A 15773-nucleotide genomic window follows, 5' to 3' on the forward strand; every position below is an offset into this window, starting at 1 on the left:
CGTAATGGGGCTGATTATTCGACCCACCCTCGAAAACATTAGGGTAATAAGCACCCGGTTTACCCGGCAATTCAAAAAAATACCGAGGAGCCACGCGTCTTAGGATCGCCCCCAACATCAAGACCAGAGAGACCCTGCCATGGACCTCAAGCTCACCCCCGTCAGCATGCCCACCGCGATCCGCCCCGGCGCAGGTGTACGGCCGGCCGCATCAGCCTCAGCTGAGGGGGTGGGAGGCAGCTTTTCCGGGGCGCTCAAAGGAGCTTTGCAATCGGTCAGCGCCACCCAAAACGAATCGACCCGGCTGCAGCGCGAAGTGCAGATGGAAAACCCCAAGGTCAGTCTGGAGGAGACCATGGTGGCAATCCAGAAGGCCCAGATCGGTTTCCAGGCCACCTTGCACGTGCGCAACCGCATGGTGCAGGCCTACACCGACATCATGAATATGCAAGTTTGATTTATTTACTATCAAATTAATAGCTGCTCGCGCATACTCAACAAGGTCTAGAGCACAATTTGACGCGAAATACAACCCCTATCCATACCCCACCAGCGCGTTGCTGCAGGGGCCATCTTGCGCCCAATGCCACCACGGTATCGGCGCCGGCCGGCAAATCCTAAAGACTTCTTCAAAACTGCCGTAATAACCATGAGATGCCGAATTGTTAGTTTCGGAGGCACCGGCCTCCGAGCGCCTCGGCGCATTCCGCTTGAAGCGGGAGGCAACCGAGGCTAGGCTAGTTAGCAGACCCCATATTTCGAGAGGCTCGACATGACCACGATCACCATTTCCGGCGGCGACAGCAACCTGACCCTGCCTGGGAACATCGACACGATCATCGGGGGGACTGGCGACGATACGATCACCATCAGCAGCGCACTGAACTCGACCATCGATTTGGGAGCGAACTCCGGCACAGGAGTCGATTCGCTGACGCTGGGCAATTTCGTCAACACTGCCACTATCTCAAACATCGAGACTGTGACCGGTGGAACCCTGGCAGACACCTTGACCCTGGGTGCAGCCACCTCCGGCTCCACCATCAACGCGGGCGCAGGCGCCGACCGGGTCACTTTGGCGGACGGCACAAACAACATCACCCTGAACAGCGTCGAAACCGTGGTGGGAGGCACCGGTGCAGACACCGTGGCGCTGGGCGGATCCATCGGCACAGCCAGCGTCAGCCTCGGCGCTGGCGACGACACCTTGGCGCTCTCCGCCGTAGTCACCTCGGGCAGCTTTGACTTGGGCGCGGACGACGATGCAGTCACCTTGGCCAACGGCACCAACGTGATTACCCTGGCAGGCACGGAGACAGTGACGGGTGGCACTCTGGCAGACAGTGTTACTCTGACCAGTGCAATTGCCACCGGCGGCGTGATCAATTTGGGCAATGGAAGTGACAGCCTCACCCTCACAGGCAGTGGTTACACCGCCACCATTACCAACGTCGAATCCATTACTGCCACCGCTACCGCTGCAGACACCATCACACTGGGCGCGGCACAAACTGGCACCATCAACCTTGGAGGCGGTGCTGACGAGTTGACCCTCTCAGGGGCTGGCGCCAATTCCCTGACGCTTTCCAACATCGAAAGCATCCTTGGTGGTGCCGCTGCAGATACTGTCACTTTGGGAGTGGCGCAGACAGGGGGCACCGTAGATCTGGCGGGTGGCACCGATTCTTTGACACTGGCCAACGGCGTCAACACCCTGACGGTATCTGGCACCGAAACGATTACCGGCAACTCGGGCGCCGACACCATCGCTCTGGGCGACGCCATGGTCAACGGCGTGGTCAACCTCGGCGCAGGCTCCGACACCCTGACCATGCTGGCGTCTGACACCACCGGTCAAAGTGTGACCGCCACTGGCGTGGAAACCCTGACCGCAGGCTCTGGCGCAGACACTATCACCATGGGCGCAGCCATCACCGGCGGCAACTACAACCTCGGCGATGGTGCAGATGCCATCACCCTGACCGGCGCCACCAACACCATCACCCTGAGCAGTGCCGAATCGGTGACTGGCGGAACTGGTGCCGACACCGTGACCTTTGGAGCGGCTATCACTGGTGCCACCGTAGGCTTGGGCAACGGAACCGACAGTCTGACCCTGGCCGCCGGTGGCAACACCGTGACGGTGACAGGTACCGAATCCATCACCGGCGGTGCAGGCGATGATGTCTTGGCACTCTCCAGCGCATCTTCTGGCGTAACGATTGATTTGGCAGGCGGCACCGGTGACGCGGTCACCATGGTGGCAGGCGGTAATTCGCTCAATATTTCAGGCGCAGAATCCATCACCGGTGGCGCCGATGCCGATGCCATCACCTTGGGCGCTGCGCAGGCAAGCGGCACCATTGATCTGGCTGCGGGCACCGACAACTTGACGCTGGCCAACGGCGTAAACACGCTGACTGTGCTCGGCACAGAAACCATTGCAGGTAACTCAGGTGTAGACACCATTACCCTGGGCTCGGCCATTGCTGCGGGCAGCATCAACCTGGGTGCTGGCGCCGATGAATTGACCCTCTTCGACACCGCCACCAACAGCTTGACCGCCACCGGTGTGGAGAGCATTCTGGGTGGCAGCGGCGCGGACACCGTGACCTTGGGGGCCGCCATTACCGGCGCGTCCATCGACTTGGCCAGTGGCGCCGACGTCCTGACCCTGGCGAGTGGTACCAACACCCTCACGTTGTCCAATGTTGAAAGTGTTACGGGCGGCACGGGCAACGACACCGTCACGCTGGGTGCAGCCATCACGGGCGGCACCTTTAACTTGGGCAACGGCCAAGACAGCCTCACTTTGCTGCAAACCGGTACCGCCGATAACACGGCCACCGTCACTGGCATCGAAACCATCACCGGTGGCAGTGGCGACGATGACATCACCTTCACCAGCGGCATCACGGGCGGCAGCATCACGCTGGGCGACGGCACCGGTGACAAACTGACACTGGGCGGCGCATCCACCCTCACACTGGACGGCACCATTGAAACCGTGGTGGGCAGCAACGGCAACGATACGGTGACGCTGAGCGCCCCAGTTACGGCTGGCAGTTACGACCTGGGCGCTGGTTCTGACAAGCTGAATCTGGCCGCGGGCGGCAACACCCTCACTTTGAACGGCAGCATCGAGACCGTCGTTGGGGGCGCTGGCGCTGACAACATCACCTTCTCGGCTGCATTGACCAACGTGGTCATTGATGCTGCGGGTGGCTCGGACACCTTGACCCTGGCAGACACCTCCAACTCCTTCCAGGCGTCCAACGTGGAATCCATCGTCGGAGGCTCCGGCGCAGACCAGATCACGCTGAGCACTACGGTGACCAACGGTGTCTTTGACTTGGCCGAAGGCGCGACAGACCGATTGACCCTGGCCAACGGTACCAACAGCCTGACCACCACCGATGTGGAAACCGTGGTTGGCGGTACCGGTGACGACACCCTGACGCTTACCACCGTCACCACCAATGGCACCTACAGCCTGGGTGCCGGCAATGACAAGATCACCCTGGCCAATGCCAATAACGTGCTGGCGGTCTCCAACATCGAAACGATCGTGGGCGTCGCAGGCGATGACACGGTATCTTTCAATGCAGCCATTTCTGGCGGCATCGTGGACCTGGGCGGCGGTAGCGACCAGCTGAACCTGGCTGACGGCGCGAACGTGGTCACTGCCACCGGCATCGAGGCCATTGTTGGCAATTCCGGGGCAGATACGGTCACCATCACCGATGCCATGGCCAGTGGCAGCACGGTGGATTTGGGCGATGGAGCGTCTGACGCCTTGGTACTGTTGGGCAATGGAAATACCCTGACAGTTTCGGGAACAGAGAGCATGACCGGCAGCACCGGCAATGACCTGGTCACACTGGGGGCAGGCATCTCCGGCGCCACTTTCAACCTCGGCGCGGGCACCGATACCCTGAGTCTCTCGCTGGGCAACCACACCATCACCGTTAACAACGTGGAGTCGGTGCTGGGCGATGGTGGCACAGATGCCATCACATTCTCCAACGTGGTCACAGGCGGCAGTTATGACCTTGCCGCCGGGTCCGACCAGGTCACCTTGGGCAACGGCTCTGGCGCCAACACCATCACAGTGAGCAATGTGGAGAGCTTCACAGGCAGCTCGGCGGCAGACACCGTTACCTTTGGTGCTGCAGTCGCTGCGGGCACGGTCAACCTGGGGGTGGGTGCGGACAGCCTGACGCTGGCTAGCGGCACCAATGCGCTAACCGTCACCGCGACGGAAAGTATCACCGGCAATGCGGGTGCAGACACTATCACCCTCGGTGGCGCCATGGCGGCAGGCACCTTTGACTTGCTGGGTGGAAACGACGAACTGATTTTGGCCAATGGCACCAACGCCATCACCGCCACCAATATTGAGTCCATTCTGGGCGGCACTGGCGCTGACACGATCACCTTGGGTGCCGGGTCGACAGCCGCCACCCTCGATTTGGGCGCCGGCGCCGACGCATTGAACCTCGCAGCAGCGGGCGGTACCTTTACGGTCTCCGGCACCGAGTCCATCACCGGTGGTGCTGGTGCCGACTTGGTGACCATGGGCGCAGCCATCAGCGGCGCCACAGTTAACTTGGCGGGAGACACTGGCGACGTGCTGACTTTGGCCAACGGCAGCAACACGGTCACGACCGTCGGCGTGGAAACCGTCGTCGGCGGCAACGCCGGCGACACCGTAGCGCTGACCAACACCACCAACGCACTGACCGTGAGCGGCGTGGAAACCGTGGTGGGTAACTCAGGCAACGACTCGCTGTCCCTGACCAATATCGCCAACACCCTGACAGTCAGCAGCATTGAAACCCTCACGGGCGGTACACTGAATGACGCCATCACGCTGAGCACCGCCGTGAGCGGCGCCAGCTACGACCTCGCGGGCGGCACCGACACGATCACCCTGGCCAGTGGCGCCAACAGCCTGACCGTCACCGGCGTGGAAAGTGTCATGGGCGGCGGTGCTACCGACACGCTCACACTCGCAGGCAACGGCAGCACGCTGACCGTGTCAGCCGTCGAAACCATTGCGGGCAGCACTGGTGACGATGTCGTCACCCTGGGCGCCAGTGTGAGTGGTGGCAACTTTGATCTGGCGGCGGGCAACGACACACTGAACCTCGCAGCCGGCGGCAACACACTGACCGTCAGCGGCAACGTAGAAACCCTGGTCGGCGGTGCGGGCAATGACTTGATCACCGTCGGCAGTGCGGTCACGGGCCTCACCTACGACCTCGGCGGTGGTGCGGACCGCCTGAGCCTCTCCAGCGCAGGCGACAACGCGATCACTGCAATCGGCATCGAAAGCCTGGTGGGCGGCACAGCCAACGATGCCGTGACCTTCACTGCTGCTGTCTCTGGTACGGCCATCGATCTCGGCGCAGGCGCACAAGACAAAATCACCTTGGCTGACGGTACCAACACCCTGTCTCTCAACGCCAGTGTGGAAACGGTAGTGGGCGGCACGGGCGCCGATGCGATTACCCTCACGGCTGCGGTGACAGGCCATGTGTATTCACTGGGCGCTGGCGCAGACAGTCTGACCCTGTCGGGCGCCGGGAACAACACCCTGACCGCCACTGACATAGAAAGCATCAGCGGCGGCAACCTCAACGATACGGTCACCCTGGGGACCGTGGTCACTGGCGCTACCATCAACCTTAACGGAGGATCCGACCGCCTGATCTTGGCGGATGGTGCAGCCAACACAGTCACACTCAGTGGCGTAGAGTCCATCAGCGGTGGCACAGGCGATGACAGCGTGACGCTGGCAGCGGCTGTCACCGGCGGCACAGTTTCGCTGGGTGCGGGCACCGACACCCTCACTCTGGGCGCTGCCTCCACCCTGACGCTGGACACGACTATTGAAACGTTGGTGGGCAGCAATGGCAACGACAACATCACCCTGAGTGCAGCGGTCAGCACGGGCAGCTACGACTTGGGTGCAGGCTCCAATGACCAGCTCACCCTGTCAACCACTGGCAACAACACCCTCACACTAGGTAATAGTGTCGAGACGCTGACATCGGGCTCTGGTGACGACACGATTGTGCTGAGTGCAGCGGTCTCCAATATGCGAGTGGACTTGGGTGTTGGCGCCGACAGCCTCAGCCTGGCCAACGGTAGTAATTCGCTGACGGTATCCAACATTGAATCCGTGACAGGCGGTACTGGCGTAGACCAGCTGACATACACCACAACACTCGCGGCCGGCCAGATTGACCTGGGGGCGGGCTCCGCCGACAAAGTGATTCTGGCGAATGGCACCAACACCCTGACCACCACCGGCGTTGAAACCGTAGTGGGAGGCACCGGCAACGACACGCTGAGCTTGGCCGACGCCAGCTCCTTCGGTGTGTACGACCTGGGCGCGGGCACGGCCGACCAAATCAACCTAAGCGCGGCTGGCGACAACAATGTCATCGTGAAAAACACCGAGTCCGTTGTTGGCCTCGGGGCCAATGACACCGTGGCGCTGGGTAACAGCATCACCAACGGCCAAATCAACCTGGGCGCTGGCACCGACACCTTGACGCTGTTTGACTCCCCCAACAGCCTGACCATCACGGGTGTGGAAACTCTGGTGGGTGACTCCGGCGCCGACACAGTGACGCTGGCGACCGCCGTGACGGCACTGGATGCCAACCTGGGTGCTGGTGCTGACACACTGATCCTGGCCAATGGTGCCAATACATTGACGGTCAGCAACGTAGAAACGATCACTGGCAATAGCGGCGCGGACACACTCACACTGGGCTCCGGTGTGAGTGGCGGCACGATCAACCTCGGAGCAGGCACCGACACGCTGACCTTGTTCAACGATGTGAACGTCCTCACCCTGACCGGTGTGGAAACTGTGGTGGGTGATGCAGGCGCGGACACCGTCACCCTCACCGATGCAGTCTCGGGCTCCATCAACCTCAACGGTGGCAATGACACCTTGAACTTGGCCAACGGTGCCAACACCCTGACGATCTCCAACGTGGAAACCGTCAATGGCGGAACCGCTGCCGACACAGTGACCTTCGGCACTGCGATTACCGACACCACAGTCAACCTGGGCGCCGGCACCGACACCTTGACCTTGGCTGACGGTACCAACGCAGTCACAACCCTGCAGGTTGAAAGTATTGTGGGGGCACCGGCGATGACACCGTCACCCTGGGTGGCGCCCTGTCTGGTGCGAGCGTTGATCTGAACGCTGGTACTGACACCTTGGTTCTCGCCAACGGCATCAACGTGTTGACCGTCACTGACGTAGAAAGCATCTCTGGTGGCACCGGAGCAGACACTGTCACCTTGGGCACTGGCAGCACAGCTGCCACCATTGACCTGGGCGCAGCGGCAGACATTTTGAACTTGTCCAACTCCGGTGGCACTTTCACTGTGAGTGGCGTAGAAACGCTGACAGGCGGAACGGGTGATGACAACGTCACCTTAGGCGCTGCCATCTCGGGCGCAGTGGTGAACCTTGGAACGGGCACCGACACCCTCACCTTGGCCAACGGTGCCAACACAGTGACCGTGACAGGTGCGGAAACCATCACGGGCGACTCGGGTGCAGATGTGGTCACGTTGGGAAGCGCCGTTACGGGTGCCACCGTCAATCTGGCCGACGGCAGCGACCGCCTGGTTCTGGCCAATGGCACCAACACCCTCACCATTAGCAACACTGAATCAGTGAGTGGTGGCTCAGGCAGCGACAGCCTCACACTGACCAACGTCGCCAACACACTCACGCTGAGCAGCATTGAAAGTGTGACCGGTGGCACACTGGCTGACGCACTCACGCTGACTACGGCAGTCACTGGCGGTAGCTACAGCCTTGGCGCGGGTGCAGATAGCCTGACCCTGTCTGGTGCAGCTGCCAACAGCCTGACAGCCACTGACATTGAAACCATCACCGGCGGCTCAGGCAACGACAGTGTGGTGCTGGGTGCGGCCCTGACGGCTGGCAGCATCGACTTGGGCGCGGGTGCAGATGCGCTGACCCTGGCAGCTGGTGGCAACACCCTGACCCTGAGCAATGTTGAAACCATCACCGCGACTGGAAGCGGTGACGACTCCATCACATTGGCGACCAGCATCTCCGGTGGCAGTGTAGACCTTGGAACGGGTAGCGACACCTTGACCCTCGGCGCCAGCGGCAACACCTTGACCGTTGCCACAACCATTGAGAGTTTGGTTGGCAGCGCGGGTGATGACATCGTGACACTGGGCGGGGCAGTTTCTGGACAGACCTACGACCTGGGCGCTGGTGCAGGCGATCGCATCATTTTGTCGGGCGCAGGCGCCAATGACCTGACTGTCAATGCCATAGAAACCATCAGCGGAGCAGGCGCCAATGACACGGTACGCTTCAGTGCTGCCGTCAGCGGTGTGACTGTCGATTTGGGCGCGGGCACGGGCGACCGCGTGGTACTGGCCGATGGCGCCAACACCCTGTCGCTGAACGGTACCGTAGAAACGATCACGGGCGGAACAGGCGCCGACAACATCAGCCTCACCACCACAGTCAGTGGTGCCACCTACAGCCTGGGGGACGGTTCAGACCGTCTGACTCTGGCCAATGGCAGCAACACACTGACGGCCAGCGATGTGGAAAGCATCACCGGCGGAACCGGGGTAGACAACGTCACATTGGGCACGGCTATCAGCGGAGCACAAATCGACCTGGGTGGCAGCATTGGTGACAAACTCACGCTGGCCAATGGCGCCAATACCGTGACTGCCAGCAACGTGGAAACCATTGTGGGCGACAGTGGCGCTGACGTGGTGACCTTGAACACCGTGATCGCGGGGGGCAATATTGATTTGGGCGACGGCACGGACCAACTGGTGTTGAAGAACGGCACCAACAACCTGACGGCCACCAATATCGAAACTATCACAGGTGGAACTGGTGCAGACACCATCACCCTGGGAGCAGCCCAAACCAGCGGGACCTTCAACCTGGGAGCAGGTACCGACACACTGAACCTATCCTCCAGCGGCAACAACACACTGACGCTGGATGCCAGCGTAGAACGCCTCAATGGCGGCACCGCAGCCGACGCCATCACACTGACCCAAGCGGTGTCCGGTGCGGTGTTTGATCTGTCTGCTGGTGCAGACAGTTTGACGCTGGCCAACGGCACCAACATCCTGACCGCATCCTCCGTGGAATCCATCACGGGCTCGGCCGGGGATGAAGACATTACCCTGGGTGCAGCCATCAATGGTGCGACCATTGCCATGGCAGGAGGCAATGACACCTTGACATTGTCAGGCGCGGGGAACAACACGCTCAGTGTGAGCGATGTCGAGTCGGTGGTCGGTGCGGGTGGCAATGACTCCCTCACACTCACAACCATCCTGACAGGCGGCAGTGTCAGCTTGGGTGGTGGCAGCGATGCCTTGGTCCTGGCGGCAGGCGCTAACGTTGCCACTGTGGACGGTATTGAAACGATCACTACCAGTGGCTCGGGAGACGACACCATCACTCTCTCCAGCGCCAGCCCGTTTGGCGCCAACGTCAACCTAGGAGCAGGTGCCGACAGCCTGACATTGGCGGCAGGTGGCAACACCATGACTTTGACAGGCGTCGAGTCTGTCACCGGCAACGCCGGTGCCGACGTCATCACCATGGCAGCCGCCATCAGTGGCGCGACCCTGGACTTGGCCGCTGGCGTAGACAAGCTTTACTTGGCCGATGGCGGCAACACCGTCACGACCTCCAATGTGGAAAGTGTGACCGGCGGCAGTGGCGCCGATACAGTGACGCTGCTCACCACCTTGACCGGCGGCACCATCGACTTGGGTGCAGGTGCAGACGCACTGACCTTGGCGGATGGTGTCAACACAATCACCGCCTTCAATACCGTGGAGACCATCACCGGTGGTATCGGGGCCGACACGATCACCTTCAGTGGCGCAATCACAGCTGGTAGCTACAACTTCGGCGCAGGCACAGACTCTCTGATTCTGGCTCTAGGCACCAATACCTTTACTGCCAGCAGCACCGTGGAAACCATTGTGGGCAATGCGGGCGCCGACACCATCACTCTGGATGGCGGCGTCAGCGGCAACAGCTACGACCTGGGTGCAGGCACCGACCGCCTGAACCTCTCCGGTTTGGCGGCGAACACCCTCACCCTGAACGGATCTATCGAGTCCTTGGTGGGCGACTCGGCAGCGGACACCATCACCTTGACCAACGCGGTCAGCGGACATAGCTACGACTTGGCAGGCGGAACCGACACCCTTCAGTTGGCCGACGGAATAAACAACCTGACCGTGGCCAACATTGAAACCATTGTGGGTGGTACGGGAGCGGACACCTTGGTGCTCAACAGCGTTGTCACCGGCGGATCGATCGACCTGGGAGCAGGAAGCGACAAGATCAGCCTGGCCAACGGCGCCAACACCATCACCATATCGAATGTCGAAACCATCGTCGGCAACTCTGGCAACGACTTGGTGACATTGGCAACCGCCATTGCAGGTGGGTCTATTGCGCTAGGCGGCGGAACCGGTGACGTACTGACTTTGGCAGACTTCAACAACAGCCTGTCAATTGACAACAGCATCGAAAGTTTGGTGGGTGGAACGGCCAACGATAGTGTGACCCTCACGAGCAACGTGACGGGCTTCAGCTACGACCTGGGCGACGGTACCGACACGCTGACGCTCATGAGCACGGGCACGGGCGCCAACTCGGTTACCTTGTCCAATATTGAAAACCTGGTGGGCGGCTCTGGCGCAGACACCGTCACCCTGGCAACCGCGGTCACCGCAGGCACGTACAACCTGGGCGCGGGCAACGACACCCTGGTGCTAGGCAACTTCAACAACACGCTCACTACGCAGAACATTGAGAACATTACCGGAAACAGCGGTGACGATGACATTACCCTGGGCGCAGGCGTGACGTCCGGCAGTTTCAGTCTGGGCGACGGCAACGATGTGCTGCGCTTGGCGAATGCGGCCAACACACTGTCCATCGGCGGTGATATCGAAACCCTGGTGGGCAACTCCGGGGTGGACACCATCACCCTCACCACTGCTGTCAGCGGGCGCACCTTCGATTTGGGTGGTGGCATTGACAAGCTGACCTTGGCAAATGGTGCCAACACCGTGACTTTGGCCAACATCGAAACCGTGGTGGGTGGCACTGGTGCGGACAACGTCACCCTGCAGGCGGCTGCTTCGGGCTCCAACATCAGCCTGGGTGCTGGCGCTGACGTTCTGACATTGGCTGATTTCAACAACACGCTGTCCATCGACAGCAGCATCGAATCGCTGCTGGGTGGCACACTCGCAGACGCCATCACACTGACTGCACCCGTCACGGGCGGCATTTACGACTTGGGCGCAGGAACAGACACACTGCGCCTCCTTGCCACAGGCACAGCGGCGAACTCCCTGACCGTCTCCAACATCGAATCCCTGGTTGGCGGCTCGGGCGCCGACACCGTAGTGTTGAGCACACTTGCCAACAACGCAGTGTTTGACCTGGGTGCAGGTGCTGGGGACAAGCTTACGCTGAACAACAGTGGCAACAACACCCTGAGCGTAGGCGGCATAGAGACGCTCGTCGGCAACGATGGCGATGACACTGTCACGCTGACAAGCATCCTCACCGGGACGGGCCTGAGCATCGTCCTGGGCAGCGGCACCGACAGCCTGAGCTTGGCCAATGGTGCAAACACGCTGACCTTGGCCAGTGATATCGAAACTGTGTTGGGCAACTCTGGGGCTGATGCGGTTACGCTGAGTGAAGCTGTCACGGGCAACGTCTACAACCTGGGGGCAGGTTCGGACACTCTGACCCTGGCGGGTGCCGGCAATACCGTCACTGCCAGCGGAGTGGAAACACTGACAGGCAGCACAGGGGCGGACCTGGTCACACTAACCGCTGCCCAAAGTACGGGAACCTTCAACCTGGGCGCCGGGGCTGACGTGCTGACACTGGCAGATGGCCTGAACACCCTGACACTGAGCGGTGTGGAATCGCTGACCGGCGGCACAGGCGCAGACACCATCGCCCTTAGCGCCATCATTTCAGGCGCCACCATCGACCTAGGGAACGGCATTGACAAATTGACCCTGGCCCACGGAGCCGGTAACACCCTGACCTTGAGCAATATCGAAACACTGGTGGGTGGATCGGGCGCTGATGTCATCACGCTAACAACCGGTGCATCCGGTGCAAGTATTGACTTGGGCTTGGGCAACGACACCCTGCAACTGGCGAACGCTGCCAACACACTCACGCTGAATGGCAGCATTGAGTCGCTGCTTGGTGGAACTCTGGACGACAACATTACGTTGTCAGCAGCAGTCTCCGGCCGAACCATAGACCTTGGCGATGGCAATGACCGACTGGTCTTGGCCAATGGCGTGAACACCCTCACCGTCAGCAATGTGGAAACTCTGGTTGCCAATGCCGGTGCAGACACCATTACGCTGGGATCTTCCGTTACGAACCAGACCTTTGATTTGGCAGGTGGAGTCGACAAGCTAGTGCTGAAAGCGACCGGCACCGATGACAACGTGCTGACCTTGGCGAATACCGAAACGCTGGTGGGTGGCAGCGGCAATGACACCGTCACCCTGACAGCGGCTGTCTCTGGTGTCAGCATTTCGCTGGGTGCAGGTACAGGCGACACACTGGTGCTGGCCACCACAGGTACCAACACTCTGGTGCTGAATACGGACATCGAGACGCTGACAGCCGGAGCCGCCGTTGACCGCATCACTCTCAGTGCGGCAGTGTCCGGCCGCAGCTTCGACTTGGGCGCAGGTTCAGACTACCTGACCTTGGTCGGCAACGGCAATACGGTAACTCTGTCCAATATTGAAACTGTGGTGGGCAGCACGGGCAACGATGTGGTGACATTGACCGACGCATTCACTGGCGGCATCGTGAACCTGGCAGGTGGAACCGGCGACGTGCTGACTTTCACCGCCAGCAGTGGCGCCAATACGGTCACGGTCAATAACACTGAGACCATTGTGGCGGACGCGACAGATGACACCATCACGCTGGCCTCGGCCATCAGCAATGGCACTGTCAATCTGGGCGGTGGCGTCAACAAGCTGGTGCTCGCTGCAGCGGCCAACACCTTGACTGCCGTATCCAATGTCGAGTCCGTAGTAGGTGGAACAGCGGATGACAAGCTGACATTCCTGACCCAGGTAACAGCTGGCAATTTCAACCTCGGCGCTGGCCTGGTTGACACCCTGACTTTGGCCAACTTTGACAACACGCTCACCGCCACCGGCGTGGAGACCATTGTGGGCAACTCGGGAGCGGATGACATTACGCTGGGATCCGCCGTGGCGGGTGGCAGCTACTCGCTGGGTGAGGGCAACAACACCCTGCGCCTCTTCAATGCGGCCAATACCCTGTCCGTCAATAACACCGTAGACACCCTGATTGGCAACTCCGGCGTAGACACGATCACATTGACCAACATTGCCACCGGCAATGTTTACAGTCTGGGTGCTGGTGCAGACAAGCTGACTATGGGCAACTTTGCCAACGTGGCTACTCTGACCAATGTCGAGACGGTCGTGGGAGGAACGGCCAATGACACCGTCACGCTCACAACCCTCAGCTCCGGCGGCATTGTCAATTTGGGAGGTGGCACCGGAGATCAGCTGACATTGGCTGATTTCAACAACACAGTGACGCTGACCGGCGTGGAAAGCCTGGTAGCAGGCACGGGCAACGATGTCGTGACACTTAGCGCGGCGCAATTGGGCGGCACCTATAACCTAGGCGCAGGCACGGACCGTCTGATTCTGGCCACGGCTGGCAACAACACACTCACCGTTGCCAATGCAGAAACCATCATTGGTACCGGCGGTACAGATGTGATCACCGTGACCACGGGTCAGACCGGTACACGCATTGACCTGGGCAGTCTGAACGACACACTGGTTTTGAGCAATGAAGACAATGACTTCACGGCCCTGAACGTGGAAACCATCACCGGCGGCACCGGAGTCGACATTGTCACCATGGGGGCCGCTGTCGTCGGTAGCACCAACTTCAACCTGGGTGATGGCGCCGACCAACTACGCCTGTTCAACGCAGCCAACACGTTCACACTGATGAGCAACACCATTGAGACCATCACTGGCAACTCGGGTGCGGACTCCATCACCATGGCCGTGCAAGCGACGGGCAATACCTTCGACCTCGGCGCAGGTATCGACATACTGACTCTGGGTAATTTCGCCAACGAAGTGACTGCGTCAGGCGTAGAGACCATCACCGGCTCCACGGGCAACGACACGGTGACTCTGACCACCACCCTCTCAGGTGGCCTGATCAACCTCAATGGAGGCAGCGACACCCTCAACTTGGCTAGCGGAGTCAACACCATCACGCTGGGAGGCGTCGAAACTGTCAATGGTGGCAGCGGCAGTGACCGCATCACCTTCACCAGCGCAATCACCAACGCGGTGATCGATCTGGGTGGCTCCAATGACAGCCTGACACTCGCCGCCACTGGCCCCAACAGCCTGACCATCACCAACGTGGAAACGCTGGTAGCCGGCGCTGGTAATGACACCGTGACTTTGGGTGCTGCGGCAGTCGGCGCGACCTACAACCTGGCAGGCGGCACGGACACCTTGCAGCTTTCCAGCGCAGGTAACAACAACGTCACCGTCAACGCAATTGAAACGGTACTCGGTGGCTCCTCGGACGACACCATCACCATGGTCCTGTCCACCATTGGAGCCACACTCAATGGTGGTGGCGGAGACGACACCCTGGTCGGCAGCAATGGTGCAGACACCTTGATTGGTGGCAGCGGTGCAGACTACTTTGTGTTCCGCGATACCGCCCAGTCCAGTGCGGCCGTCTTCGACACCATCACCGATTTTGTGGTGGGCCAGGACAAGCTGGTTTTCGAGGGCCTGGGGAATGGCAACTTCAGTATGGTGAGTACTTTCACCAATACCGGCGACGCACAAGCCAAATGGGACTCCGCGACCAATATACTGTTGGTCGACACAGACGGTAACGGCGTCGCTGAAATGAAACTCACCCTGGTGGCCGCTACGTCTGATGGACTCAGTGCTTCTGATTTCCAATGGACTTAACCACGCCCCATGCCAAGACGGCAGCCAAGTACAGAAACCTCTGATCTGTTCACCCAAGCCCTTGCACACCAAAGTGCAGGGCGTTGGGACTTGGCCCGGGCTTCGTACGAAGCCGTGTTGGCGGAGACCCCACACGACACCAACGCGCTGAACAACCTTGGCGTGCTACTCAATGGTGCGGGAGACTATCTTCTGGCACTGGAACGCTTCGATCAGCAAGTAGCTCTGGCCCCGCAAGACTCCCGTGCACACGCCAACCGCGGCGTCGCGCTCAAGGCCTTAGGCCGCCTGGCGGACGCCATTGCCGCCTATGAGACGGCACTCGCTTGTGACAAGCAGTTCCACACGGCCCACAACAACTTGGGCAACCTGTTCTATGGCCAGGGTGAATTTGCACGCGCCTTGGTGCATTTTGAAGCCGCCTGCGCGCTACAGCCCTCGGCCGATGAGTACCGCTTCATGCTGGCCAAATGCCTGTTGGAGCTGCAGTCCATGGAACGTGCCGAGGCGGAGCTGCTCGTAGTGCTGCGCCACAAACCGGCGGATGCCGATGCCTGGGGCACTCTGGCGCGCCTGTGGACTGAACGGCACTGCATGCCGCAGGCCCTGCGTTGTTTCGAGCGTGGCCTGCAAGCCCGCCCAGA

At 60.5% G+C, this 15773-nt stretch carries 4 protein-coding genes; all 4 read left to right on the top strand.

The window, feature by feature from the left end:
- Positions 1-139: 139 nt before the first annotated feature.
- A complete protein-coding gene (gene fliE / locus CHU94_RS00365) occupies positions 140-457 on the top strand; it encodes a flagellar hook-basal body complex protein FliE (RefSeq protein ID WP_094475594.1) in 318 nt (105 codons plus the stop codon).
- Between the two features lie 315 nt (positions 458-772).
- Entirely contained in the window at positions 773-7228 is a 6456-nt protein-coding gene (locus CHU94_RS00370; protein ID WP_094475596.1) for a hypothetical protein, read from the top strand.
- Positions 7229-7245: 17 nt separating this feature from the next.
- Positions 7246-15129, top strand: coding sequence for an S-layer family protein (locus tag CHU94_RS00375; protein ID WP_094475598.1), 7884 nt, complete (start codon positions 7246-7248; stop codon positions 15127-15129).
- Between the two features lie 90 nt (positions 15130-15219).
- Positions 15220-15773: tetratricopeptide repeat protein (locus CHU94_RS00380; RefSeq protein ID WP_176451882.1), on the top strand; the 554-nt coding region annotated here is incomplete at its 3' end.

This window comes from Rhodoferax sp. TH121 (assembly GCF_002251855.1).
Classification (GTDB): domain Bacteria; phylum Pseudomonadota; class Gammaproteobacteria; order Burkholderiales; family Burkholderiaceae_C; genus Allorhodoferax.

Excerpts from the sequence above, each read along its gene's own strand:
- CHU94_RS00370 (WP_094475596.1), top strand. The coding sequence starts at position 773 with ATGACCACGATCACCATTTCCGGCGGCGACAGCAACCTGACCCTGCCT.
- fliE (WP_094475594.1), top strand. The coding sequence starts at position 140 with ATGGACCTCAAGCTCACCCCCGTCAGCATGCCCACCGCGATCCGCCCC.